We start from the raw sequence: 26,370 nt of genomic DNA on the forward strand, positions 1-26,370 counted from the left end.
TTTTAACCGTTTTCCTCGTAAGGTCTTTGTAAATTACCTACAAATTGCTAAAAGAAAATTGCTATGAAATTATTACAAATCACTTTATTGGCCTGCGCGACCTTGATTGCGACCAGTTGCCAGTCTAAAGTCAAGAAAAATACCATTTCCGAAAACTCGGAAATCATGGAAACCGAACATGAAGAAATAGAAGAAGAGGTAAAATTGAGTCCGCAACAACTAAGCAAATATGAAACTGCATATTTTGCCAGTGGCTGTTTTTGGTGCGTTGAGGCTATTTTTGAAAGTGTGAAAGGTGTAAAAGAAGTAATCTCTGGCTATGCCGGTGGTGAACAAAAGAACCCCACATATGAAGAAGTTGGTTATGGAAAAACAGATCATGCAGAAGCTGTAGAAGTTTACTATGATCCTAATGAAATATCTTTTACTCAATTGGTGCAAGTATTTTTTGGTTCTCATGACCCTACACAATTAAATAGACAAGGTCCTGATCGTGGTAGGCAATACCGCTCTATTGCTTTTTATAAAAATGATGAGCAAAAACAGATTATTGAAAGTTATATGAAGGCACTTACAGATAATAAAGTGTACGATAACGATCCAATTACCACAGAAGTTATACCTTATACTGTATTTTATAAAGCTGAGTCATATCATCAGGATTATGAAAAGAACAATCCTAACAACTCATATATAAGAAATGTATCTATACCGAGATTAAATCGATTTAAAGCAAACTTTGGAGATTATCTGAAGAAGAGTGCCCATTAAAAGATCTCCCAAGAAATTTCTATAGACAAGCGCCCCAAAAGGGGCGCTTTTTTTATGCACTGGTCAATTTTATAAATCACACATTCTATTGGTCAATACAGTAATTATATGCTTGTTTTAATTTTATCATATCTTGCTCCCTGAAACGAAGTACTATTAATCTTACAATATTTAAGAAAATAGTGTGTTTACATCATAGATACCAACTATTTATTATGAAATGGACTATTTATCTTATACTTCTTTTAGGCCTAGTGTCTTGTAAAGAGGGGAATAGTAAAAAAAATTCTCAAGTAACGCCGGTCTCTTATATTAATGATTCCCCTACCCTAGATGGTAGAGCTATAGAAAACTATTGGAATTTATTGGATTGGAAACCCATAGATCAAAATTGGATTGGCGGTCCTTTTGACCATGAGGATTACAACGGTAGATATAAGATTGCATGGAACGAAGACGGACTCTATATTTTATTGGAAATCGTTGATGATACCATTTTAGACAAAACGGAAGATCCATTAACACTTTGGTGGAACGATGACTGTGTTATTGTTTACGTAGATGAAGATAACTCTGGAGGTCAGCATAGATTTAATCATAATGCATTTACCTACCATGTAGCCTTAGATGGGAATGTTGTGGATTTAGGAGTTGATGAAAAACCTACTTTGTACAATAATCATATTACTTCTAAACACCTAACAGAGGGTAATACTACCTATTGGGAAATGTTTGTAAAGGTCTACCCTGGTATCTATAATGATGAGCCTAACATAAAGCCTGTTGTGCTTAAAGAAAATAAGAAAATTGGTTTTGCCCTAGCTTATGCAGATAACGATAGTAGCGAAGAGCGTGAGAATCTTATAGGATCCGTATTTGTAGCAGGAGAAAATAAAAATATGGGGTGGATAGATGCAAATGTTTTTGGCACTCTACAATTGGTAAAATAACTACTGCAGTACTACTTCGCTGTAATCTGATGTTATTATAATAGATTTATTACTATTATTATTTAAATGATGTCCCTTATAAATAGTTGTGTTTCCATTTTTAGTTTCTATCATCTGTAAACCTTCTGGCATCTTTAATGTTGAAGTATTGCCTTTTACATAAATATTGGTAGCTACTTTTGGTACGGTAACATTCAACTCGCCATTTTTCACACTAACATCCAACTCTTTAAAATCGTTACCCAATTCAAGAACGTGTACAGCACCAAAATCATTTTTTATAAATGCTTTGTTGAACAATTTTTCTATAGTAACATCAGATGATGTTGCCTGCAATTGTAATTGAACTACTTCTGACAATGAAATTTCTTCCGAGTACGAAGTACTTAACTGCCCATAGTTCCATTTTTGAACACTAACTGGTGTATATGCTGCAGAAACAGTCGTTTCTTCTCCATCAATTGTAACTGCCCAAAGGCTTGAATGCGAAAGGTTCGCATTCAAGTTTTTGGTGTTTTCAGCTAATTTAACCTCGCCATGGCGTACATCCATCTTAATTCTAGTGGATTTTGGTAAGCTAATTTTAATGGTTTTCTTAATCTTAAAATTCTTTTGTTCGCCTTCGTTAGTGTAATAAAATATATTCGGTGAATTTGCATTAGATTGAATAATCATGCTACGCTCCTCTCTTTCTTCTTGTATTTTTTCTCGTCGCTCTTGTAACTTCTCTTCTCTTTGCTCTAATTTTTCACGACGTTTTTCCAACAACATTTCTCGCCTTTCATTATAGGCTTCCATTCTTTCTTCAATTGCTTCACCCCTTTCTTCCATACGCTCCGCCCATTCCTCTAATCGCTTTTGATGTTTTTTATCAAAACTCTTTTCAAAATTCTTTTGCCATTTTTTCATGTAGTTATCACCATCTTTTTGATATGCTTCATAATCAAATGTAAAGGCATCCGTTAATGGCAGCGGTGGCATTTCTGGAAAAGGTGCTATCTCTGGAACTGTTACCACAAATGATGCAATCTCCGGAACCTCTATGCGCATACCGCCATGATCAAAAACGTGATCTGAATCAAAACTGGTAAAAAAATCGTTATTCTTTGACTTAGAAGAAATCTTAATTTCCTTACTATTGCCTAATATTTCAATAGGGCTATTTTTAAAGTAGTTTTCAGCTTCCTCTTTAGTTGCACCTTCTAGGGTGATAGTGGCCGAAATGGCCACCTCATCCTTATCCCAAGTTTCAAATTCAATATCGGCATAGCTGGTATTGATATTTACTACAGCATCTTCTGCCACAATAAATCGTTCTTGAAATGTTTTACTTTCTTCTTGCGCCAAAAACGACGTAGAAGTTAATAGACCTAATGCAATGATGAGTTGCTTAGATACTGTTGTCCATGATCTGTTCATTTTTTGATAATTTTAATTCGTTTAACTTTCTTTTTAATTTCTGTAATAATTGTAATCGCAATTGTAAATTCTCTATCAGCGCCGTAATGGTTTGATCATTAGGTCCTAATTCTTTTAACTCTGTATTCAACGTCTTATATTCCATATTTAAATTATTAAGCTGCTCCATAAAACTGTCTACCAACTCTTTGGTGTCTGGTGATACTTCTAGCTTTGCCAATTCCATATTAATATGGGCAACGTAATAATTCTCTACCTTTTTTAAATCTGGTGAAAGATCACCGAAAGTAAATTCAGATTTCTGTTCCTCAATAGTGTCGGCATCAACCACAGTTTGTGTATTGTCATCATTATTATTAAAGTATAGTAACCCAATTCCTAAACACATGATTACCGCCACAGAGGCTGCGATCTTTAACCAATCTCCTACGGGTTTACGCTCTACTGGCATGGCTGCTTCCAGTTTTTTTAAAAAGCGTTCTTCATGACGGTTTTTAATGGTATGCTTTTGCTTTTCCCTATCTTTTTTGAACATTTCCCTAAGATCCTGTTCCATATTTTTTTCCTTTTAATAGTTCTTTTAAATGTCCTTTTCCTCTAGACAATCTGGTTCTACAGGCAGATGCAGAAATATCTAATACCTCAGCAATTTCTTGGTGATCATATCCTTCTACTAAAAACATGAGTACCACGTATTTATATTTATCCTGTAATTCATTAATAGCAGATCTTACTTGTTCTATTGTAATTGTTGCCGGTACATTCCAATTATCATTTTCTGCAACAACCTGCATATAACTATCATCTAAAGAAACCTCTTTATCTTTTTTAGATTTCAGAAAATCGATACTCTTATTCACCACTATTCTTTTTAACCAAGCTCCAAAAGTGACATCGCCTTTAAATTGATGAAGTTTTTCAAATGCCTTTATGAAAGATTCTTGCAAAATGTCTTCGGCATCATCTGCATTTTTCACAAATCGCATTGCTACAATGTACATTCCGTCGCAATACTTCCTATACAACTGCAACTGGGCAGCCCGGTCGTTTGCTTTACATTTCTCTACGACATTGCTTTGAAACATCGGTTAAATTGATTGGTTTTAGTTTGTTGTTATAATAAGGACGACATAAAAATTAGAATGTTGCAAAAATTTTTATTTTTACACTACACTATTAAATTTTGCCTTTGAAACAAGTTACAATTTCCAATGCCTATTTAACCCTTATGGTGCTTGATTATGGCGCTACCATTCAAAAATTACTTGTAAAAGGTGAAGATGGTGAATATACCAATGTCGTTGTTGGGTACAACCACCCAAGTAGATATAGGTTAGATGACAATGCTTTAGGTGCAAGTATTGGGCGTTACGCAGGTAGAATATCTAAAGGCGGATTTGTTTTAGATCGAGAAAGATATCATTTGTACCAAGAAGACGGGGTGCATTTACATGGTGGTAAAGAAGGATTTCATCAAAAATACTGGACTATTGATGAGGTAGATAATAGTGACAAACCTTTTGTAAAACTAAGCTATACCAGTAAGCATTTAGAAGAAGGGTACCCAGGTAATTTAACCGTGAGCGTTACTTATAAATTAATGAACAACGCTTTGCAGGTAATTTATGAGGGAATGACAGATAGAAGTACGGTAATTAACCTTACTAACCATGCCTATTTTAAATTAGATGACAATCCCTATATAGATGAGTACGATTTACAATTAAATTGTCCGTACCGATTAGAAACTAAAGAAAACTTGTTACCTACAGGAGATATTATACCGGTTCGTAATACAGAATTCGATTTTCTTTTGCCTAAAAAGATAGGGTTACAAAGGTTCGATACCATTTACATTAAGGATATTGGCAATGAAAAAGTTGCGGAGTTATACTCAAAAACATCTGGGATTAACATGAAAGTATATACTAATCAACCAGCATTGGTAGTGTACACTCCGCCGGATTTTCCCAGTATTTGTTTTGAGGCACAGAATTACCCAGATGCTCCCAATCAACCAGATTTTCCAAAAAGTGTTTTAAGACCTGGGGATATCTATAATAACATATCTATCTTTAAATTCGATATTGATTCTAAAAGCTAATTATAGCATGAAATACTGCTAAAGTTATTGTTCCTATCCACAAATAGTATCTTTATATCACTTAAATCGATTTAAGTAATTGACATGAATTTAGCCAATCTTACCACATCAGAATTTCTTGAAGGCATCTTTGCAAATAATGTTGCTATAGTAAGTAAGGCTATTACCATAGTAGAAAGTACAAAACCAGAGCATCGTATTATTGCTAGTGAAATCATATCAGGTTGTATTTCAAAGAAACAAGAATCTATTAGAATTGGCATTACAGGAGTCCCCGGGGCTGGTAAAAGCACATTTATAGAACAATTTGGCGGTATGCTTACCAAACTTGGTAAAAAGGTTGCCGTACTTACCGTAGACCCTTCTAGCAGTAGAACAAAAGGTAGTATTCTGGGCGACAAAACCCGTATGGAAGAATTGGTTAAAAACCCAAATGCATACATAAGACCATCAGCTTCTGGTTCTTCATTAGGTGGCGTAACCCGTAAAACAAGAGAGAGCATTGTTATTTTAGAAGCAGCAGGTTTCAACTGCATTTTAATCGAAACTATTGGCGTTGGACAAAGTGAAACTGCTGTTCACGATATGGTAGATTTCTTTCTATTGCTAAAATTGGCGGGTGCGGGAGATGAATTACAAGGTATAAAAAGAGGTATCATTGAAATGGCAGATGCCATTGTTATCACAAAAGCGGACGGTGATAATATTCAACGTACAAAGCTTGCCAAAATGGAATTTGCACGGGCATTACATATGTTTCCGCCTAAAGAAAATGGTTGGACACCAGAAGTTCTTACCTGTTCTGCCTTAGAAAACAGAGGATTGAACAAGGTTTGGGAATTGATTGACAACTATTGCAAAAACATGCAATCATCCGGATTCTTTACTACCAACAGACAACAACAAAATGAAAATTGGTTGATTCAATACTTAGAACAGGAGCTAGTGTCTGAATTCTACCATCATCCAAAAACTAAAGAAATGTTACCACAATTAAAAAAGGAAGTTATTAGCGGTAATACCTCTCCTTTTTTAGCTGCAGAAAAGCTGTTGAAGGCTTTAAAAGAGCAGTAAACACTTTAAAATGATACTACTGTACATGTAGATTATCTTAAGGATAAAAAACATAACTTTGCAGCGATTTAAAAAACAACTCAATGAAACCTGTTACCACTTCCCTTCTTTCGGTAGTTGTTCCTTTATATAACGAACAAGACAATGCGGCTCTTTTAACACAAAAGATCCACGAAAGCTTGGTTGGCTACGACTATCAAATTATTTATATCGATGATTTCTCGACCGACAACACCAAAAAAGTAGTCAAAGGTCTTAAAGATGAAAAGGTCCATCTAATTGAGTTGAAGAAAAATTACGGTCAGAGTTTAGCCTTGGCAGCAGGTCTTGATTATGCTGAAGGAGAGTATATTATTACCATGGATGGCGATTTACAGAACGACCCTTCCGACATTCCACAAATGCTGACCTATGCCGTTAGCGGTGAGTATGATGTTGTAACCGGTATTCGTCAAAAGCGAAAAGATTCTCTTGTAAAAAAAATTCCTTCTAAAATCGCTAATTTTTTGGTACGCCGCGTGACTAAATTAGATATTAAAGATAATGGTTGTGCATTAAAGGTTTTTACAAAAGATATTGCCAAAGACCTAAATTTATATGGCGAAATGCATAGATTTATTACACTTTTGGCATTTCTAGAAGGCGGACAAATAAAGCAAGTTCCTGTAAAACACCATGCACGCCATGCTGGGGTTTCTAAATACGGATTGGAACGTGTCTTTAAAGTAGTTGCAGATATGATGCTATTACTTTTTATTCGCAAATACTTTCAACGCCCAATTCACCTATTCGGTATTTCCGGCTCTTTAATGATTCTTGTAGGTATTTTTATCAACATTTACCTAATGATAGTGAAGTTTGGTTTTGGCGAAGATATTGGCACAAGACCTTTATTAACGGTTGGTATGATGTTTATTTTTGCAGGTATTCAATTATTCACAATTGGTATTGTAATGGAATTATTAATACGTACTTATTATGAATCTCAGAACAAAAGACCTTACCGCATTAAAAAAGTAAGTGTAGGTGGCGAAGTTAAATAAGAAAGTAACCACCGGATTAAAAGTACTGATCAGTACCATTTTAATTTACTTCATTTTTACAAAAATAAATGTAAGTGAGATAAAAGACATACTGATTACCAGTAATCCGTTTTACTTGATATTAGCAACCATATTCTTCATACTATCTAAGTTCATTGGGGCTATTCGCCTTAATCTCTACTTTCACCAACTTACTATTATGCTTACGCATAAAAGCAATTTTAAGTTGTATTTACTAGGTATGTTCTACAACCTATTCTTGCCTGGTGGTATAGGTGGCGATGCGTACAAAGGTTACATTTTAAAGAAAACCTTTGATGTCAAAACCAAAAGGATGGTAAGTGTTCTCGTGTTAGATCGTTTAGGTGGTTTGTTACTGCTATTCATTTACGCTTGTACCCTACTTGCTTTTATTGAATTAGAAATATTAAATGGACACCGTTGGTTATTTATTACAGCTATACCCTTGTCAGTTATCGTCTTTTGGTTCTTAAACAAGAAGTTCTTTAATTATGTACTTCCCATTTTTTGGAAAACTACAGTACTATCCGCATTGGTACAATTAGCACAACTGGTAAGTATTTGGTTTATATTATTAGCGTTGAATATTGAAACTAATCAGGTTTCGTACCTTATTATATTTTTAATTTCATCGATTGTAGCAGTTGTCCCCTTAACTTTAGGAGGAATTGGAAGTCGCGAAGTAACCTTTTTTTATGGAGCCCAATTTTTGGGGTTAGACCAGAATATATCGGTTGGGGTAAGTGTCCTTTTCTTTTTAATAACCGCTTTAGTTTCTCTAGTCGGAGTAATTTACCACTTTAAGACTATTAAATTGGAATTAGCGCAAATAACTACCGACTCCACAGAATAGCGCTTTTAGTAAATATGCAGTAGGTGCATTTTACGTGTCACCTTCTTTCGGGTATTAGGGTTTAAGAATTTGCCTTGCAAACGTGTAATTCTAAATTGATCTACGGAAAGTTGGGAATCCCAATCAAAACCCTTTTTCTCTAGCATAGCCATCTCATCATCGTTCACATATACCCAAACATCTTTTTTGTTCTTTAAGACCTCTGGTGTAGTAATTTGAACTGGAAACTGATTATAGAAATCTAACGACCATGTATGATCACTGCCTACTTTGTAAATACGCTCTACCGGAATATCTTTCTCAGCGATAACTTTAGACATTGAAGACCCCCCTTGATAATCTAACAGATTTGGATAAAAGTGCAGATTTAAAACGGCATTTAAAAGTAAAGATGCACAAACTGATATCGTTAACAATTTTGCATATACGCTTTCTCTCTTTAAAGCATAATACACCACCATAACTGCCGCAACAGCCAAACAGATGTAAGCCAAAACGCTATTTAATTTAAAGACATAAAAGCAAATTAGGGCAGAAGCAATAAATACAATACTTAATACAAAATATTGCCCAAACATTAATTTCTTTACAGTTTGTAACTTGCTGTTAGCATATAAATTATAAATATATGCTGCAGTAATAATTGCAAAAAGAGGAATAGTAATATTTAGATAATGTGGCAATTTAAATTGCGCAAAACTGATGATTATGAATATTAATGTAATACCACCAATGGTTAAGAATTCCGATCCTTGAACGTTTTTAAATTTATGTTTTATAAATGCCCGTATTTTAGTGTAAAATGAGGCAATACCCAATATTGTCCAAGGCAGAAATACCCAAAGAAACGTATGAAAAAAGAAAAAGTAATCACTACTATTTTTTCCAATGCCTTCACCACTTAAACGTTCAAAACTTTGCTCCCAAAAAATAAAGAATATGCCACTACGATTGTCCTTACCACGAATTACCTTTTCCGGGTGTAAATCAAATTGCAAATAATAGGCATATAGCATAGGAGTAATCGTCACTGCAAATACCAAAATTGCCAATAGCACTTTCCAGCTTAAAAACGCTTTCCATTTTCCGGTATAGAATAAATGACATAAAATAGGCAGACCTATAACCAAAAGAGCAATCTGCCCTTTGGTAGAGAATGCTATACCAGCTGCAAAAGCTCCTATAACAATTGCCGACACACTCCCCTTTTCAATATACTTTGCAAGTTGCCAAATAGCTAAAATGCTGAAACCCGTTAGTACGGCATCGGTACGAACGTCTATTGCACCCAAAACAATGGTTTGAGCGGTCATAAAAATCAATGCAGAAAGTTTACCAACATGCTTGTTATATAGCAGACTACCTAATCCATAACAACTATATGCAGCCAATAACGTAGCTAGTATTCCGGGAATACGATAAGACCAATCATGAATACCGAATATTTTATATGATAAGGCTGTCAACCAATAGTGCATATGCGGCTTATCTAAATACTCTTCAGGTCCTTTAAAAAGACTAAAAAAATCATTTTCTTGGACCATTCTCATGGCCATCACGGAAAACTGTGCAGAATCATTTTCAAACAACGTCACAAACATACCTGCAACGTATACCAAAAAAATTAAAGCTATTAAAAACCAGTACCTTAGATTAGATATCATAGGGAGAATTTGCGTAGTGCAAATATAAATAACTTTACAAACAACCAACCGAATAACGAGCCTATAACCGCACCGGTAATTATATCTAGGGGAAAGTGTACCCCAATGTAAACCCGACTATAAGCAACCAAGGCTGCCCAAAGCACTAAAAAGAATCCAATATATTTAATTTTGGATTTTAAAATGCTACCAAAGAATACAGCCAGCGCAAAGGAGTTTGATGCGTGGGCAGAAAAGTAACCAAATTTGCCACCACAGTAACTTTTCACCAATCTCATGTAAGGTTCAACTTCTGGATCATGGCAAGGCCTTAACCTTGCAACTCCGTACTTAAAAAAATTTCCTAATTGATCCGTTACTGTTATCATTAAAGCAACAGTAACTAAGAGCACCAAGGTCTTTTTAGTACCATATTTCTGAAACGAAAGTATCAGTAAAAAAAGATACAATGGTATGGCACTAAATTTATTGGATACGAATTGAAAAAAATTATCCCATTGCGGATTACCTAGCCCGTTGAGATATAAAAAAAAATCTTTATCTAACTGTAATAGCTCTTCAAGCATAATAGTTAATCTTCGTATCTAGATACCTCACGATCATAAAAAGCGGTAGCCGCTTTTATTAAGTTTTCAGCCTCTTCTTCCAATTCTTTTTCATCTTCCTTGGAAAATTCTTCGAGCCATTCAACTTCATCATCTTCAAGATTGATAATAAACCTTGGAAACTCGGTATGTACTACAAATATTGCAGTAGGATAATCTGTATTATCACCCAATAAAAATTTTGGAAATTCCATAAAAATTGTAATCTATAAATTGAAAATTCATTACCGCCTATGATAGAAACACCCTTACGCGGCAATTAGTTTTTTAGTTAAATAATTAAATCGAATATACAACATAATAGCCGATGCCGTTAGTCCTGTAAGCAAACCGATCCAAATTCCAGTGCTTTTTAAATCTGTGTGCAGGCATAAATAATAACTAACAGGAAAACCGATAAGCCAATATGAAATAAAAGTTATCAGAGTAGGTATTTTAACATCTTGTAAACCACGTAAAGCACCTAATACAACCACTTGTACTCCGTCAGAAATTTGAAAAAATGCGGCTACTAACAACAATTCTGCTGCAATAACCAATACTTCTGTATTATCGGCAAAATTAGTCATGTCTTCAATATCTAAATATAATGACGGAAACCAATGCCTACCGATTAAGAAAAGCGCGGCAAAAACAATTTCGAGTAAGAAAGTTAATAAGAATATGGACTGTGCTATTCGTCTTAGCTCTTTAAAGTTTGATAATCCTTTTTGATTACCTACCCTAATCATCGCAGTTACACCAAGCCCCATACCGAACATAAAGGTCATACTACTTAAATTCAATGCAATTTGGTTTGCGGCTTGCGCATTCTTACCTAAAACACCACTTAACCAAACAGCTGAGGTGAAAATACCAACTTCAAAAAACATTTGTAAAGAAGAAGGAAAACCTAGTTCAATAATCTTCTTCATTACTACTTTTTCAATTCTCGAAAAATTGAAACCGGTAACGTAATACTTGAATTTTTCTTTGGTTTTTAAAATGAACCAAAGGTATATTACCATAAAAAATCTAGATACCAACGTACCTATGGCGGCACCTACAATGCCCATTTCTGGAAACCCAAAATTTCCGAAGATTAAAAGGTAATTTAAGACAATATTAATGACATTAGCCGCAATGGTAGCATACATGGGGTATTTGGTCTGCGACAACCCTTCAGAAAACTGCTTAAATGCTTGAAATATGATTAACGGTACTAATGAAAAAGCAACCAAATCTAAATAGGGCAATGCCAATTCCACCACCTCAATAGGCTGTTTCATGGCATACATAATTGGCTTTGCCAGTAATATAAGCCCAAATAAGGTCAATCCTAAAACAGTACATAAAACCAGACCATGCTTTAATGCACTTTTTGCATTTTCCTTATTCCCTGCTCCATCAGCTTCTGCTACTAAAGGTGTAATTGCTGTTGAAAAACCAATACCTAAAGACATAGCAATGAATACAAAACTATTGCCTAATGATACCGCTGCCAATTCTGCGGTACCCAATTGCCCCACCATTATATTGTCTGCCAATTGTACAAAGGTGTGCCCCAACATCCCTAATATAACAGGAACGGAAAGCTTGATATTATAACGAAACTCTTTGGTGTAATTCTGTAACAAAACCTAAACTAAAATTTTACACAAATGTACCGCTTATTGAATGAATTATATTCTGCTATTGGAGGTTAAATATATGTAGAGCTCAATGAATTATAAACCATTCTATGAAAGTAATTTATACTTAGAACCTTGCTTAATTTAAAAATTGTTTAATTATCACTTACCGAACACCATGATATGGCTATGAATTATATTTTATAAAGTTTAAATTTAAAATACTTAAAATCAAATATTTAGTACCACATACAAAACAATCAAATAGTTAAAAACTGCATATGGCTTTACATATAGTGTTAAACTAAACGTTTATTTCATACTATTATGCCATTCATAGTCGTTATAAGTTGTAAACACACCAATTACCATTAATTATTAATATTATGATGCAAGATCCGCTCGTTTGGATTATCGATGATGACGATATATCTAAATACGTAATGAAGAGGTATCTAAATCAATTATCAGCAAATAGAATAGTTGATTTTCCAGATTCTCTTCAACCTTTAAAATTATTGACCGATAAGTGCAATTCATTTAACGAACTTCCAGATATTATTTTTCTTGATTTACATATGCCGATTTTAAATGGTTTCGACTTTTTGAAAGAATTTCAGAACATTAAGATTGACAAAAAAATAAATATTGTAATGTTGACTTCTTCTATGAATTCAGAAGATATTGATAAGGCAAAAACATTTCCGGAAATAACTGATTATTTTATTAAGCCAATAAAACAAACCGATCTTGCGAGAATTATGAGTGCTGAATTAAAAACCTAATAGTTATTCTTTAGTTTTCGCTTCGTTCCAGTATACATCCATTTCTTCTAAGGTCATATCATTTATTTCCTTACCTATTTCTTTTGCCCTAATTTCAAGGTATTGAAAACGTTTAATAAACTTTTTATTTGTGCGTTCTAGAGCATTTTCAGGATTGACACCTAGAAACCTTGCATAATTAATCATAGAAAATAAGACATCGCCAAATTCAGCTTCAATTTTCTCTTTACTTCCTGTTTCTATTTCTACCTGTAGTTCTTCCAGCTCTTCTTGTACTTTCTCAAAAACTTGTTTTGGCTCTTCCCAATCAAAACCAACACCGGCTACTTTATCTTGAATTCTGCTTGCTTTCACCAATGCCGGCAAACTTCGAGGCACACCTTCCAAAACACTTTTTTTTCCTTCTTTTAATTTTATCTGCTCCCAATTTCGCTTTACATCATCCTCATCTATAACCTTTACATCTCCATAAACATGCGGGTGTCTTTCCACTAATTTATCACAAATGGCATTGGCCACATCTGCAATATCAAAGTCATTGGTTTCTGAACCAATTTTAGCATAGAAAATGATATGTAACAATACATCACCAAGTTCCATTTTTACCTCATTTAGGTCGTTATCTAAAATAGCATCACCAAGCTCATAAGTTTCTTCAATAGTAAGATGCCTAAGTGATTGCATAGTCTGCTTCTTATCCCATGGACATTGTTCTCTCAATTCATCCATAATGGTCAACAATCTATCAAATGCCTGCAATTGTTCTTCTCTACTATTCATGCCTCATGTTTTTACAAAAATACATAACCCCATATTGCCGCACTAAAAAACCTCTTTAGTTTTTGTACATTTAATATCACGAACAATAAAACAACAAAATCTATCAAAAACTAACAATGCTATACTAAATAGGCATTAAAATTATAAATGGGACAATCAATTTCTCAAACTACCATACGAACAAATACAATGAATACACGAAGAAATTTCATAAAAAAATCAAGCATATTTAGTGCTGCAACGCTATTAATACCACAAATTAGCTTGGCTACTTCAATCACTGACAATTATGGCGTACAACTTTATTCCCTTAGAGATAGTATGCTTAGCAATCCAAAAAAGACACTTGAAGAGATTGCAAGTCTTGGCTTTAAAGAAATAGAAAGCGCAGGTTCTGCAAAAGGATATTATTATGGTCTAGCACCTTCTGAAATGGCTAAAACATGTAAAGATTTGGGATTAAAAATTACAAGTGGCCATGTTCGTTTAGATCAAAAATTCGACCAAACAATGGAAGATGCCGTTACATCTGGTCAAGAATACCTTATATGTTCTTCATTACCAACTAACGGACAAACTGTAGATAATTACAAAAAGGTCGCAGATCAATTTAATATTGCCGGTGAAGCTTGTAAAAAAATGGGGCTAAAATTTGGTTACCATAACCATGAATACGAATTTGAATCTGAAGACGGAGAAATATTTTATGATGTTCTTATGGATAATACTCACGCAGATCTAGTACATATGGAATTAGATTTAGGTTGGGTGGTTGTTGCCGGAAAAGAACCATTACATTACTTTAAAAAATATCCTGGTAGATTTCCGCTGTGGCATTTGAAAGACATGAATATAAATAATAAAGAAAGTACTGAATTTGGAAAAGGTATTCTAGATATTGAATTAATGTTAAAAAATAAACATCTTTCTGGTGTAAAACACATTTATATAGAGCAAGAGGAGTATGCTAATACGGCTTTTGAAAGTATGCGACATAACATGAACTATTTAAAAAATATTTAAACAAGAACGATGATAAACAACCATAAATTTTTGAGCATTTTCACTTTGGCAACCTTTATTTTATCCTGTAAAGCACAACAATCTCCCATTGTACAAAATGATGCAAAACCGATTCAAATTTCAAACGAATACAGTTTTACAGAAGGTCCTGCTTCTGATAAAGAAGGTAATGTATATTTTACCGATCAGCCCAATGACAAAATAATTATTTGGAATGCTACCGACAATTCTTTCAGCATTTTTAAAGAACCCGCTGGCAGAGCAAACGGTTTATTCTTTGACCAAAATGAAAATTTACTCGTTGCAGCCGATGAAAAAAACGAATTATGGCGCATTGACACTGAAGGAAATGTCGACACTTTAGTAACATACTATGAAAACAAAAAACTTAACGGTCCTAATGATATTTGGGTCGATTTAAAGGGAGGCATCTACTTTACCGACCCTTACTACCAAAGAGAATATTGGAAACGAAAAGAAGCTGAGATTATAGAAAAGAATGTATACTACATATCACCCGACACAAAAGAAGTCTCTGTGATTGCAACTGGTTTCGTACAACCTAATGGAATAATTGGCACTCCAGACGGAAAAACACTTTACGTTGCTGATATTGGTGATAAAAAAACATACACCTACACTATTGAACAAAACGGATCACTTACAAATCGTAAACTTTTTACAAATATGGGCTCTGATGGTATGACGATTGACAATTTGGGCAATATATACCTAACAGGTAAAGGAGTTACTATATTTAATAAAAATGGCGAAAAAATTTACCACATACCTATTAACGAAGATTGGACAGCTAATGTAACTTTTGGTGGAAAAAATCAAGATATATTATTTATAACCGCTATGAGCTCTATTTACACTTTAAAAATGAACACCAAAGGTGTAAGATATTAAAGTTGCTACTATATAATTTCACTGTAAATTACAATGAACACATTCAATAAAAACTAAAATTTATGAGTTGGTTCATCTGAACCAGCAACATTTAAAGCATACCCTTAATTTTTAATAAATACTTGTTTCATGCTTAAGTAGAGTGTCCAAAATATTAAAACAAGAAGCCAACATGAATAATACAAAATAACACTGCATATATTACCGATATCTTAATAAATCTTTTTAAAAACCCTAATTCTTCGTTTTTATTTATCTTAACCCTCTTAAAACCGAACCTAAGTATGATTCCATATATTTTTGAATTTATTGGTACAGCAATGCTAATTTTAATAGGAAATGGCATTGTTGCCAACCTAGTTTTAAAAGGCACAAAAGGTGCTGACTCTGGTTGGGTCGGTATCTCTATTGCTTGGGGTATTGCCGTATTTATCGGTGTATTTATTTCAGCCGATGCCAGTGGTGCTCATCTAAATCCGGCAGTAACAATGGCACTTGCCGTGGCAGGAAAATTTTCTTTGAATTTAGTACCAGGTTATATTGTAGCCCAAATTTTAGGTGCTATGATCGGTAATTTACTCGTATGGCTTACTTACAAAAAACAATATGAGGCAACCGAAGATTCAAATGTTATTTTGGCAACTTTTTCTACTTCCCCAGCAATAAGAAGTCCGTTATGGAATTTGGTCACTGAAATAATCGGAGCATTTACCTTGGTTTTCGGTGTATTCTATATTGCAGGCGGCACCATTGGCGACAGTATAGTATCATTAGGCTCGTTAGACGCACTACCGGTAGCTTTATTGGTTATGGGTATCGGTTTCGGTTTGGGCGGACCAACAGGTTACGCTATTAATCCTGCCCGTGATTTCGGACCACGTTTATTACATTCTATACTACCCATAAAAAACAAAGGCAAAAGCGATTGGAGTTATGCATGGGTTCCAGTTGTTGGTCCTGTTATTGGCGGAGTGCTAGCGGCACTAACATTTATGCTTATAGAAACGATTCAATAAAATTAAAATATATGAAGAAACTTATTTTACTTACCTGTATTTTTATCTCTATGAATGTACTTGCCCAAAAAATGGTAGACTTACCATATGAAAAAAGCCCTAGCGTAATATGGTCAACTGATGAAAAAGAATACTATACCGATATTTGGGCCACAGAAGTAATTACAAATGTTTCTGTACCAAGAGTGGAGGTGTTTGAAGCAGACCAACCAAATGGTACGAGTATAATTATTGCACCAGGTGGCGGACTTTATGGCTTAAGTATAGAGAGTGAAGGTAGAGCTGTTGCTAAATGGCTAAATAATAAAGGAATAACCGCATTTGTATTAAAATACAGATTAGTACCTACAGGTATAGATGGAATAAAAGAGATTACCGAAGAAGGTTATACCGACCCCGAAAAAATCGGAAGAAAGGTTGCTCCGGTATTGCCATTGTCAATTTCAGATGGTCTTTCTGCTATTACATACGTAAGAACGAACTCAAATAAATGGCAATTAGACGCTAATAAAATTGGCTTCATGGGTTTTTCTGCAGGTGGAGCCGTTACCATGGGCGTTACTTTTAATTGTAACGAAGCTAACAAACCTAATTTTATAGTACCTGTTTACCCGTGGATGACCGTAATGGGCGAATATTCGGTACCAAAAGATGCTCCACCGATGTTAGTAATATGTGCTTCAGATGATCCATTAGAATTAGCAAAACCAAGTACGGATTTATATTCTGCATGGTTGACAAGCGGTAAAAATGCCGGTATGCACATGTATTCTAAAGGCGGGCATGGATTTGGAATGAAAACACAAAAGCTAGCCTCAGACAATTGGATATCTCAATTTTATCAATGGGCACTAACCGAAGAATTTATCGTAACCACCAACAATTAATCTAAAATGTACAAGCGAATTTTACTTTTAAAAAGTTTAAAAAAAACAGCATTCCTAACGTTCTACATATTTCTTATAGCTGCCGCAAGCTCTGCTCAAACTGAAAACGTTTTCACCAATGAAGTTAAGAATATCGTTACAAAATACGATAGTATTTGGGATTCTAATAAAGAGACCATTGTGTTCACAGGTAGTTCAAGTGTGCGACTATGGAAAAAACTAGAACATGAATTTCCAAATCATCAAATTGTAAACAGTGGTTTTGGAGGTTCGCAAGCATCTGATCTATTATTATTCATTGACGATTTAATCTTGTCTTACAATCCAAAAAAAGTATTTATTTACGAAGGCGATAACGATTTATGGTCTAAAAAAAGACCTGCCGATGTTCTTGATACCACAGAAGAGATCATCCGTCGAATAAAAGCGAACGATCCAACAACACAGGTTATTTTAATATCGGCTAAGCCAAGTATCAGTAGATGGAAAATACGAGGAAAGTATAAAAGGTTAAATAGAAAAATGGAGCGTTTTACCATTGAAGATACTCAGTTGTACTACGTAGATGTTTGGACACCTATGATGAATAAACGAAAATTAAAAACCGACATATTCATTGAAGACGGTCTTCATATGAATCAAAAAGGTTATGATATATGGTATGATGCCATGAAAGATTTAGTTAACCAACAATAACAACACAATATGATGAAGACTATTTGTATTCGAGGTCTATTTTTTACAAGCTTAACACTCTTATTAATTGCTTGTGGTGAAGAGAAGAAAGAGCGTATTGCAATGCCAACGACAGATTTATCTAAAGCTAGCTTAATACCTAAACCTTTAAAGACCATACCTACAAACTCCGCTTTTGCACTAGACCAGTTTACGGCAATTTACACTTCTAAGAATGCTACTGGTTTTGAAGAAGTAGGTACATTTTTATCAAACAAACTCAAGAATAAAATAAATCTGTCCATACCTGTAAATACTGAAGGCGCAAATAATATTGAGAGAGTTATTTATATTAACCAGAGCGATAGTACTGAACTAGAGTCGCCAGAGGCATACCAACTTTATATAAATCAAGATTCTATAATTATCAATTCAAATACTGCAGAAGGTGCTTTTAGAGGAATACAGACTTTGAGACAATTAGTACCTTTAAAAAGTAACGATACCTTAGCGTTACAGAAGATTTGGCCAGTACCGTCAGGTAAGATTACCGATAATCCTAATTTTGCCTATAGAGGTTCTATGTTAGATGTGGCACGCCACTTTTTTAGCGTTGACGATGTAAAAAAATATATAGACCTATTAGCTTATTATAAAATAAACATGCTTCACTTACACCTTAGCGATGATCAAGGTTGGAGAATAGAGATAAAATCTTGGCCCAAACTTACAGAAGTCGGTGGTAGCACTGAGGTCGGTGGAGAATCTGGCGGATTTTACACTCAAGAAGATTATAAAGAAATAGTTAGATATGCCGCAGAAAGATACATTACCATTATTCCAGAAATTGATATGCCTGGTCATACCAATGCAGCTTCAGTATCTTACCAATTCTTAAATGGTAATGGAAAGACCCCAAAGTTATATGAAGGTATGAAAGTTGGTTTCAGTACATTCGATACGCATAAGGACACTGTTTATGCCTTTATAGATGATGTCGTTAAAGAAATCTCTGCTATAACGCCTGGACCTTATTTTCATGTTGGTGGCGATGAAAGTCATGTAACCAAAAAGAAAGACTATATTTATTTCATAAATAAAGTTGAAAAAATTGTACAGAAGCATGGTAAACGAATGATCGGTTGGGATGAAGTTGCCATTGCAAATGTTGACTCTACCTCTATTTCTCAGTGGTGGGCAAGTGAAGAAAATGCTAAGAAAGCTGTTGACAAAGGAATGCAAATTATTGTATCGCCTGCCAAGAAAGCTTATTTAGATATGGAATACGATACATTATCTAAATTCGGACTACACTGGGCGGCTTACATACCTGTCGATACAGCCTATATTTGGACTCCAGAAGAATATGGCATACCAATGGAAAATATTTTAGGAATAGAAGCACCTCTTTGGTCTGAAACCATTAGTAACATTGATGAATTGGAATATTTAGCCTTTCCTAGAATTATTGGTTATTCTGAACTAAGCTGGAGTATTAAAGAAAATAGAAATTGGGAAAACTATAAAGTAAGGTTGGCTGACCAAGCCCCATTTCTAGACAGAATGGATGTCAAATATTATCCATCTGATTTAATAGATTGGAAAAAGAGTGAATTTACTTATGAAACCATAGAAAAAGACTAACAAAATTTAATTTTCGTAATTAAAAAAAAGCTTTAATCACTGATTAAAGCTTTTTTAATATTTTACATTTAGGTTTTCATATTGACTATATAAGTATTCAACTTTTCAAAATTTATTGGTTTTTCCATATACCCAATAATATTATTAAATGATTTTGCTTGCGACCTATCTTCATCTCTAGCAGAAGATGTTATTATTATTATTGGAATATTAGGGCACAAATTTAAATTTGCTTTAGCCTCAAGAAAATCCCAACCATCCAATACCGGCATATTTATATCTAGTAAAATCAAATTAGGGCAATCATTAGTTTTTAAATAATTTAAACCTTGCTGACCATCTAATGCAATGTCAATATTCTTATATCCATATTTTTCAAGATTTAATAAGGTTATAAAATTTGTAATTTCATCGTCTTCAATAATTAGTATTTTTTTCATTTTTATAGCTTTGGTGTTTATTTAAATTGAATTATAAATTCGGTTCCTTTATTGACATTACTTGTTACGTTTATTTCCCCACCATTTCTATTAATAATAGAATGCATAATGTACAGACCAATACCTAGACCCTCTACGTGTGTATGCATACGTTTAAAAAGTTTAAAGATTTTTTTTGTTAAGTTTTGATTAAAACCTAAACCGTTATCCTTGAAAATCAAGGTTATTTTTCCATCAACTTCTTTGGTTGTAATCTTTATACTTAGCTTTCTACTAGGATGCTTATACTTTAGCGCATTAGACATTAGATTTTGAAGAATGCTTTCTAATTGAAAAGGGTTATAATTAATATTTGGGCTACTAGAATAGTCTTCTTTTATTATAGTTCTCCCTTCTATAATCTCTTCTGAATTCGCTTGTTTGATTCTAGCCATAACCTCAGAAAAAACTATATCCTCTTTATGTTCACTGAAATTCGATTTTATAGCAATAACCTCATTTAAAGCCCTAATTTTATCACACATAACCTTAGTAACGGTTTGCATCTTATCGACTATAGGTACAATTTCTTGTGAAGTGGGTTCTGCATTTAACACCATTTGCAAAAGACTTTTTAAATTAGTTAATGGCGCTCTTAAATCATGTGCTGCTACATAAGAAAAATCTTCTAACTCCTTATTTTTTCTTTGCAAATTCATATTAACATTCCGCAAAGAAGTTTGTGTACTTTTTAATTTTTGGATAGTATCGATTACATTAGTAATGTCTAGAGTTGTTATACCTAAATAATCGCCAATTTTAAATGCCTTTGACATAAAGGTATACTCTACAAATTCACCTTTAAATAAAAGTTCATCAAAACCAATTGGCTCACCCGTTTCTATAACATTTTTATATGCATCAAAGCGGTCTGTACCCTCTAAATATGGGAATATATCTAGTATATTTTTGCCTATAAAATTTTCTTGTGCAATACCTATGGTATCAACAGCAGCTTGATTTACATCAATAAAATTCATTTCTCGATTTAAAATCACGAACGGTGAATACGCATTTTCAAAAAAAGTACTTTTCAATTCACAATTAATATCTAAATCACTTAAACTCATATCAATAAAATTTTGTTTCAACTAATCATCTACATTTCGAAATTGCAATTATTTATATCTTATTTCAGCTGATATATGATGTATAAAGGAATGGTATGGTTGAAATACAAAAATCTATAGATGAGTGACTTAACTAAATAATGCAATCAGTACTACGATTAAGTTTTAAACAAAAAAAAAGCCCCAAAAGGGCTTTTTAAATATTTAATAAAAGAGAAAGACTATTCTTCTTCAGAAGTTTCTTCATTTTGAACCTCTTCACTAGAAAAATCTGTTATCTTATTATCTACAAGAATATTATACCACTGAATAACTTTCTTAATATCACTAACATAAACGCGATCTTCATCATAATCGGGTAATACATCAAAAAAGTATTCTTCTAATTTAATTTTTTCTTCTTTGTGACCGATGGATGTTTTACCACCATCTTCCTTTTCCTGTATTTTCTTAAATACATCTCTTAAAGGGACTTCTTCCTCTAGTGTGTAAATTGCTATTTCAGACAATACACTTACACTACTGCGTAAGCTTACAGTAATTCTTTTTCCATCTAATAAAGACTCCGCCACAAAACCTGTTCTGGTTTGGGTAATCAACTTATATAAACCTGGTTTTCCCGCAACGGATAAAATTTTCTCTAAACCCATAAACTCTTTTAAAATTTTAGACGACAAATATTATACTTTTCTACTAATTATAAAGGCATTTTAACGTCCTTTTTTCAAAGCAGGAAATTTCATACGATAATCTATGCTTATCTTTCCTTTAGATATATTAGCTAATCTACCCTTTAACATTCTCTTTTTCAAGCTTGATAGTTTATCTGTAAATAATACCCCTTCTATATGATCATATTCATGTTGAATTACTCGTGCCAACAAGCCATCAAATGTTTTAATATGCTCTTTAAAATTCTCATCTAAATAACTGATCTTAATAGTATCTTTTCTATTTACATCTTCGCGAACATCCGGTATGCTTAAACAGCCTTCATTAAATGCCCATTCTTCACCAGTTTCTTCTTCTATAGTAGCATTAATAAATACTTGTTTAAAACCATCTAACTGTTTTTGTTCTTCCGCAGTTAAATCTTCATCACCAGAAAATGGCGTTGTATCGACTAAAAATATACGTATTGGCAGACCTATTTGTGGAGCAGCAAGACCTACACCACTAGCATTATACATGGTTTCCCACATGTTAGCAATCAAATCATTCAGTTTTGGATAATCTTTATCTATATCATCCGCAACTTTTCGTAATACGGGGTCTCCGTATGCAATAATGGGTAAAATCATTTATAAAGTCTTTAAAAAATCTTGTAATATAATTGTTGCACTGATCTCATCAACCAATGCTTTGTTTTTTCGTTGTTTCTTTTTCAATCCGCTATCTAACATAGTCTGAAAAGCCATTTTAGAAGTAAAACGTTCATCGTGCCTTTTTAGGGTTATAGTCGGAAATTTTTCTGCCAACTTCACTAGAAAAGGAGCAATATAAACCTCTGACTCAGAAGCGGTATTATCCATTTGTTTAGGTAAACCAACTACAATAATTTCCACTTTTTCTTTAGGAATATAATTAGTTAAATATTCAAAAATTTCAGCAGTAGCTACTGTGGTCAAACCAAATGCTATCATTTTCATATCATCGGTAACTGCTAGCCCTATACGTTTTTCTCCGTAGTCAATTGCAAGAATCTTTCCCAAACTAAATTTTTGGCAAAAATAAAGGATAATTTGTTATATGTGCGGTTGAGCATGGCTAATTACTTTACTTCAACTTATATTTGAAGAAATTTTATGAAAATGACAGAATTAAGAGCTCAAATAGAGAAAGCTTGGGAAAATAGAGAACTTTTAAAAGAGTCTATTACTCAAGATAGCATAAGAGAGGTTGTAAACCTTTTAGATTTAGGAAAATTAAGATGTGCTGAGCCAACGGCAGACGGATGGCAAATTAATGAATGGGTAAAGAAAGCTGTTGTCATGTATTTTCCTATTCAAAAAATGGAAACATTAGAAGCTGGTATTTTTGAGTACCACGATAAAATGCCTTTAAAAAGAGGTTATAAAGAAAAAGGAATTCGTGTGGTTCCTAATGCCGTTGCTAGACATGGTGCATTTATTTCTGCAGGCACTATATTGATGCCAAGTTATGTAAATATAGGTGCATATGTTGACGAAGGTACTATGGTAGATACTTGGGCAACCGTGGGTAGTTGTGCTCAAATTGGTAAAAACGTACACTTAAGCGGTGGTGTTGGTATCGGCGGTGTTCTTGAACCATTACAAGCTTCACCGGTTATAATAGAAGACGGTGCTTTTATAGGTTCTCGTTGTATAGTAGTTGAAGGTGTTAGAGTTGAAAAAGAAGCTGTATTAGGCGCTAATGTAGTTTTAACAATGAGCACAAAGATAATTGACGTTACAGGAGAAACCCCAGTAGAAACAAAAGGTGTGGTTCCTGCACGTTCAGTAGTAATACCTGGTAGTTATACTAAAAAATTCCCAGCTGGCGAATTTCAAGTACCATGTGCACTGATAATTGGTAAAAGAAAAGAAAGCACAAACAAAAAGACATCATTGAATGATGCACTAAGAGAGTATGATGTTGCCGTTTAATATCTAAACCAACTTCACTACTTTGTTTATAGCTTGAGAAAGGTAATAACCAGAGGCGACTTTGGTTTTTACCTTTTCGACATTAGAAATCATTGTAGTATATTCTTTAGAACTAAGGTTTGCTAAAACACCGTCTAATTCATCTAATGAATTTAAGGTAATACCTATTTTTTCCTTTTGAATAAATGTAGCAATAGCAGCCTTTTTCCATACAATAACCGGTAATCCGCATAAGATATATAGAGATGTCTTGTGCGGATTATTATATAGTAGATATTTACCAAAATCTCCTGAGCATTCATTCAGTGCGTTACCATTCCAAATTAATCCAAAAGAACCTTGTATTTCATCAATTACCTCGTCTGGTGAGAAAACACCCTGATAATCTAAAATGGAATTATCTTTTTTAGCATCGGCCGCATTAAAGCCGTTACCATATAACTTAAGTTTATAATTTGACGGATTAAGATTATCCATACTATATAAAAATTCACTTTTCTCTTTCCCCAATCCTCCAGCAAAAACCACATCATAAGGTGTGTTGAGTGTTGCATGCTTATTACTTGCATGTATATAATCGAACAATTCTAAACTTACCAATTGTGCTGTACAGCCATTCTTTTGAAACCATTTCTTCATAGATTCGTTATGAACTATGACAAAATGGGCTTTGTTGAATTTAGCCATTTCACCTTTTAAATCAGATGACTTCCCCATTAAAAATTTCACATCATGAATGATAATGATTAATGTACATTTCTTAATAGAAACAATATTTGTAATATACCCAAAGAACTTACTTAAAGGGTATTGCATACAAAAAATCGACTTACTTGGCAGTAAGAATAAACCCTTGGTTATACCAAAAAAACTAATAACAGCTCCTATAACAGAGCTTCGATAATTACTTTGTTGAAAACCCAAATTTTTAAATCCATTCTTTTCCAAAACCGTCTCACAATCCATTTTTGGTTTAGAAGCAGCATTCTTTGAAAATTTATAGTTTCTAGAAATAAAATAGAGATTTTTAGAACTCATGTAGTGTTTAGCTATTGTAAATTGTATGCAATTATAACAATTCTAAATCATAATTATAAAGATAAAACTCAAACTATTGTAAAGATTTTCATGTTAACCAATTTAGATATCAAACAGTATCTTTGAGTTTTAAAAATTGAAAAATGGTAACAACTAAAAAGTATGATTTTCTAATTGTTGGCGCAGGTTTGTACGGTGCTGTTTTTGCACACGAAGCTAAAAAAAGAGGAAAAACTTGCTTAGTAGTTGACAAAAGGGAACATATAGGAGGAAATACGTATTGTAAAAAAATTGAAAAAATAAATGTACATGCTTATGGTGCACATATTTTTCACACGAACGACAAGAAAATCTGGGATTATGTCAATGACTTAGTACCGTTCAATAGATTTACGAATTCACCTATTGCAAATTATAAAGGCGACTTATATAACTTACCGTTCAATATGCATACTTTCTATCAGTTATGGGGGGTAAAGACACCCGCTGAAGCCAAAACGATAATTGAAGAACAAAGTAAAAAATATAAAAATAAGCAACCACAAAATCTTGAAGAACAAGCTTTATCACTAGTTGGTGAAGACATTTATTTAAAACTGATCAAAGGTTATACCGAAAAACAATGGGGTCGAAAAGCTACTGAACTCCCTTCATTCATTATCAAAAGATTGCCCTTACGCTTTACTTTTGACAACAATTATTTTAATGATAATTACCAAGGAATACCAATAGGTGGTTACAATGAACTTACGGGAGGTTTATTAGAAGGTATTGATGTGCAACTCGGTGTCAACTATTTTAAAGATAAAGTTGCTCTAGACAGCATGGCTGAAAACACAGTTTTTACTGGAAAAATTGATGAATACTACAACTATGAATTTGGAAAATTAGAGTATCGAGGGCTTCGTTTTGATCATGAAATTTTAGATATGAATAATTACCAGGGTAATGCAGTTGTTAATTATACCGAGACAGAAGTACCTTATACAAGAATTTTAGAACATAAACATTTTGAATTCGGACAACAAAAGAAAACAGTTATAACAAAAGAATATCCATTAGAAGCTTCATCTAAACAAGAACCTTACTATCCTATTAATGACACTCAGAATAACAACTTGTACTTACAATATAAAAACAGGGCCTCTAAAGACTTAGTTATTTTTGGAGGTAGGTTAGCAGAGTATAAATATTACGACATGCACCAGGTTATTGGAGCAGCGTTAGCAAAAACTAAAAAACTTTTTGATAATTAAACGCAACCATTATTAAAAACATACTCTTATAGACTGAACAGAGCTATAACGTTAGATTTCAATT

At 33.6% G+C, this 26,370-nt stretch carries 29 protein-coding genes; 15 read left to right on the forward strand and 14 right to left on the reverse strand.

Annotated features, from left to right (window positions below; genetic code table 11):
* Positions 1 to 63 precede the first annotated feature (63 nt).
* A complete protein-coding gene (msrA, locus tag ACJJVP_RS00520) occupies positions 64 to 771 on the forward strand; it encodes a peptide-methionine (S)-S-oxide reductase MsrA (RefSeq protein WP_405409927.1) in 708 nt (235 codons plus the stop codon).
* A gap of 215 nt (positions 772 to 986) precedes the next feature.
* Positions 987 to 1,721, forward strand: a complete 735-nt coding sequence (locus tag ACJJVP_RS00525; protein ID WP_405409928.1) for a sugar-binding protein — start codon at positions 987 to 989, stop codon at positions 1,719 to 1,721.
* Here ACJJVP_RS00525 and ACJJVP_RS00530 read toward each other — a convergent pair whose 3' ends face one another.
* From ACJJVP_RS00530 to ACJJVP_RS00540, 3 genes are read right to left on the reverse strand one after another with little or no spacing between them, the layout of a single operon-like run.
* The gene (locus tag ACJJVP_RS00530) at positions 1,722 to 3,140 is read right to left on the reverse strand and encodes a hypothetical protein (RefSeq protein ID WP_405409929.1); all 1,419 of its coding nucleotides are present in this window, start codon (positions 3,138 to 3,140) and stop codon (positions 1,722 to 1,724) included.
* On the reverse strand, positions 3,112 to 3,696 hold the full coding sequence (locus tag ACJJVP_RS00535; RefSeq protein WP_405409931.1) for a hypothetical protein: 585 nt from the start codon (positions 3,694 to 3,696) through the stop codon (positions 3,112 to 3,114). The genes ACJJVP_RS00530 and ACJJVP_RS00535 overlap by 29 nt, the downstream gene beginning before the upstream one ends.
* A complete protein-coding gene (locus tag ACJJVP_RS00540) occupies positions 3,680 to 4,225 on the reverse strand; it encodes an RNA polymerase sigma factor (protein ID WP_036152982.1) in 546 nt (181 codons plus the stop codon). Before ACJJVP_RS00540 ends, ACJJVP_RS00535 begins: the two co-directional genes overlap by 17 nt.
* A gap of 104 nt (positions 4,226 to 4,329) precedes the next feature.
* Here ACJJVP_RS00540 and ACJJVP_RS00545 point away from each other — a divergent pair, with 104 nt between their 5' ends.
* From ACJJVP_RS00545 to ACJJVP_RS00560, 4 genes are all read left to right on the forward strand, one after another.
* Positions 4,330 to 5,244 carry an aldose epimerase family protein gene (locus ACJJVP_RS00545; RefSeq protein ID WP_405409933.1) on the forward strand — a complete coding sequence of 305 codons (915 nt, stop codon included), beginning with the start codon at positions 4,330 to 4,332 and terminating at the stop codon, positions 5,242 to 5,244.
* Between the two features lie 84 nt (positions 5,245 to 5,328).
* Positions 5,329 to 6,318 carry a methylmalonyl Co-A mutase-associated GTPase MeaB gene (gene meaB / locus ACJJVP_RS00550; RefSeq protein ID WP_405409935.1) on the forward strand — a complete coding sequence of 330 codons (990 nt, stop codon included), beginning with the start codon at positions 5,329 to 5,331 and terminating at the stop codon, positions 6,316 to 6,318.
* Between the two features lie 83 nt (positions 6,319 to 6,401).
* The gene (locus ACJJVP_RS00555; protein ID WP_405409936.1) at positions 6,402 to 7,361 is read left to right on the forward strand and encodes a glycosyltransferase family 2 protein; all 960 of its coding nucleotides are present in this window, start codon (positions 6,402 to 6,404) and stop codon (positions 7,359 to 7,361) included.
* The gene (locus tag ACJJVP_RS00560) at positions 7,345 to 8,235 is read left to right on the forward strand and encodes a lysylphosphatidylglycerol synthase transmembrane domain-containing protein (protein WP_405409938.1); all 891 of its coding nucleotides are present in this window, start codon (positions 7,345 to 7,347) and stop codon (positions 8,233 to 8,235) included. The genes ACJJVP_RS00555 and ACJJVP_RS00560 overlap by 17 nt, the downstream gene beginning before the upstream one ends.
* Before the next feature lie 5 nt (positions 8,236 to 8,240).
* On the opposite strand, the gene ACJJVP_RS00565 is transcribed toward ACJJVP_RS00560, so the two are convergent.
* From ACJJVP_RS00565 to ACJJVP_RS00580, 4 genes are read right to left on the reverse strand one after another with little or no spacing between them, the layout of a single operon-like run.
* Positions 8,241 to 9,899, reverse strand: coding sequence for an ArnT family glycosyltransferase (locus tag ACJJVP_RS00565; RefSeq protein WP_405409939.1), 1,659 nt, complete (start codon positions 9,897 to 9,899; stop codon positions 8,241 to 8,243).
* Positions 9,896 to 10,465, reverse strand: coding sequence for a phosphatase PAP2 family protein (locus ACJJVP_RS00570; protein WP_405409941.1), 570 nt, complete (start codon positions 10,463 to 10,465; stop codon positions 9,896 to 9,898). The genes ACJJVP_RS00565 and ACJJVP_RS00570 overlap by 4 nt, the downstream gene beginning before the upstream one ends.
* A gap of 5 nt (positions 10,466 to 10,470) precedes the next feature.
* Positions 10,471 to 10,698 carry a hypothetical protein gene (locus ACJJVP_RS00575; RefSeq protein WP_036152971.1) on the reverse strand — a complete coding sequence of 76 codons (228 nt, stop codon included), beginning with the start codon at positions 10,696 to 10,698 and terminating at the stop codon, positions 10,471 to 10,473.
* A 54-nt stretch (positions 10,699 to 10,752) separates the two neighbouring features.
* Complete coding sequence (locus tag ACJJVP_RS00580) at positions 10,753 to 12,120, reverse strand: MATE family efflux transporter (RefSeq protein ID WP_405409942.1); 1,368 nt, start codon at positions 12,118 to 12,120, stop codon at positions 10,753 to 10,755.
* 383 nt (positions 12,121 to 12,503) lie between these two features.
* Here ACJJVP_RS00580 and ACJJVP_RS00585 point away from each other — a divergent pair, with 383 nt between their 5' ends.
* On the forward strand, positions 12,504 to 12,899 hold the full coding sequence (locus ACJJVP_RS00585) for a response regulator (RefSeq protein WP_405409944.1): 396 nt from the start codon (positions 12,504 to 12,506) through the stop codon (positions 12,897 to 12,899).
* 3 nt (positions 12,900 to 12,902) lie between these two features.
* On the opposite strand, the gene mazG is transcribed toward ACJJVP_RS00585, so the two are convergent.
* On the reverse strand, positions 12,903 to 13,679 hold the full coding sequence (gene mazG, locus ACJJVP_RS00590) for a nucleoside triphosphate pyrophosphohydrolase (RefSeq protein WP_405409945.1): 777 nt from the start codon (positions 13,677 to 13,679) through the stop codon (positions 12,903 to 12,905).
* A 147-nt stretch (positions 13,680 to 13,826) separates the two neighbouring features.
* On the opposite strand from mazG, the gene ACJJVP_RS00595 reads away from it, so the two are divergent.
* The 6 genes from ACJJVP_RS00595 (at position 13,827) to ACJJVP_RS00620 (ending at position 19,836) form a co-directional block, all read left to right on the forward strand.
* Positions 13,827 to 14,702: a sugar phosphate isomerase/epimerase family protein gene (locus tag ACJJVP_RS00595; protein ID WP_405409946.1), complete on the forward strand. Its 876-nt coding sequence runs from the start codon at positions 13,827 to 13,829 to the stop codon at positions 14,700 to 14,702.
* Between the two features lie 9 nt (positions 14,703 to 14,711).
* Entirely contained in the window at positions 14,712 to 15,614 is a 903-nt protein-coding gene (locus ACJJVP_RS00600) for an SMP-30/gluconolactonase/LRE family protein (protein ID WP_405409948.1), read from the forward strand.
* 284 nt (positions 15,615 to 15,898) lie between these two features.
* On the forward strand, positions 15,899 to 16,630 hold the full coding sequence (locus tag ACJJVP_RS00605; RefSeq protein ID WP_405409950.1) for an MIP/aquaporin family protein: 732 nt from the start codon (positions 15,899 to 15,901) through the stop codon (positions 16,628 to 16,630).
* Between the two features lie 11 nt (positions 16,631 to 16,641).
* Positions 16,642 to 17,517 (forward strand): alpha/beta hydrolase, encoded by an 876-nt coding sequence (locus ACJJVP_RS00610; RefSeq protein ID WP_405409952.1) that lies wholly within the window; start codon positions 16,642 to 16,644, stop codon positions 17,515 to 17,517.
* Positions 17,518 to 17,523: 6 nt separating this feature from the next.
* Positions 17,524 to 18,213 carry a GDSL-type esterase/lipase family protein gene (locus ACJJVP_RS00615; protein WP_405409954.1) on the forward strand — a complete coding sequence of 230 codons (690 nt, stop codon included), beginning with the start codon at positions 17,524 to 17,526 and terminating at the stop codon, positions 18,211 to 18,213.
* Positions 18,214 to 18,222: 9 nt separating this feature from the next.
* Positions 18,223 to 19,836: a family 20 glycosylhydrolase gene (locus ACJJVP_RS00620; RefSeq protein ID WP_405409956.1), complete on the forward strand. Its 1,614-nt coding sequence runs from the start codon at positions 18,223 to 18,225 to the stop codon at positions 19,834 to 19,836.
* Positions 19,837 to 19,904: 68 nt separating this feature from the next.
* Here the strand turns inward: ACJJVP_RS00620 and ACJJVP_RS00625 are convergent, their stop codons facing one another.
* The 5 genes from ACJJVP_RS00625 to ruvX form a co-directional block, all read right to left on the reverse strand.
* Positions 19,905 to 20,276, reverse strand: a complete 372-nt coding sequence (locus ACJJVP_RS00625) for a response regulator (protein ID WP_405409958.1) — start codon at positions 20,274 to 20,276, stop codon at positions 19,905 to 19,907.
* A gap of 17 nt (positions 20,277 to 20,293) precedes the next feature.
* Complete coding sequence (locus tag ACJJVP_RS00630; protein WP_405409960.1) at positions 20,294 to 21,385, reverse strand: ATP-binding protein; 1,092 nt, start codon at positions 21,383 to 21,385, stop codon at positions 20,294 to 20,296.
* A 221-nt stretch (positions 21,386 to 21,606) separates the two neighbouring features.
* Positions 21,607 to 22,035, reverse strand: coding sequence for a DUF5606 domain-containing protein (locus tag ACJJVP_RS00635; RefSeq protein WP_405409961.1), 429 nt, complete (start codon positions 22,033 to 22,035; stop codon positions 21,607 to 21,609).
* Between the two features lie 60 nt (positions 22,036 to 22,095).
* On the reverse strand, positions 22,096 to 22,686 hold the full coding sequence (def, locus tag ACJJVP_RS00640; protein WP_405409962.1) for a peptide deformylase: 591 nt from the start codon (positions 22,684 to 22,686) through the stop codon (positions 22,096 to 22,098).
* Positions 22,687 to 23,097 carry a Holliday junction resolvase RuvX gene (gene ruvX, locus ACJJVP_RS00645; RefSeq protein WP_405409963.1) on the reverse strand — a complete coding sequence of 137 codons (411 nt, stop codon included), beginning with the start codon at positions 23,095 to 23,097 and terminating at the stop codon, positions 22,687 to 22,689. It abuts the gene before it with no gap.
* A gap of 99 nt (positions 23,098 to 23,196) precedes the next feature.
* Between ruvX and ACJJVP_RS00650 the strand changes: the two genes are divergently transcribed.
* Positions 23,197 to 24,012 carry a 2,3,4,5-tetrahydropyridine-2,6-dicarboxylate N-succinyltransferase gene (locus ACJJVP_RS00650; RefSeq protein ID WP_405416109.1) on the forward strand — a complete coding sequence of 272 codons (816 nt, stop codon included), beginning with the start codon at positions 23,197 to 23,199 and terminating at the stop codon, positions 24,010 to 24,012.
* A gap of 3 nt (positions 24,013 to 24,015) precedes the next feature.
* Here ACJJVP_RS00650 and ACJJVP_RS00655 read toward each other — a convergent pair whose 3' ends face one another.
* A complete protein-coding gene (locus tag ACJJVP_RS00655) occupies positions 24,016 to 25,050 on the reverse strand; it encodes a beta-1,6-galactofuranosyltransferase (RefSeq protein WP_405409965.1) in 1,035 nt (344 codons plus the stop codon).
* Between the two features lie 143 nt (positions 25,051 to 25,193).
* On the opposite strand from ACJJVP_RS00655, the gene glf reads away from it, so the two are divergent.
* Complete coding sequence (gene glf, locus ACJJVP_RS00660; protein WP_405409967.1) at positions 25,194 to 26,306, forward strand: UDP-galactopyranose mutase; 1,113 nt, start codon at positions 25,194 to 25,196, stop codon at positions 26,304 to 26,306.
* Positions 26,307 to 26,370: the final 64 nt, after the last annotated feature.

Source organism: Maribacter sp. Asnod1-A12 (assembly GCF_045063735.1).
Taxonomy (GTDB): domain Bacteria; phylum Bacteroidota; class Bacteroidia; order Flavobacteriales; family Flavobacteriaceae; genus Maribacter.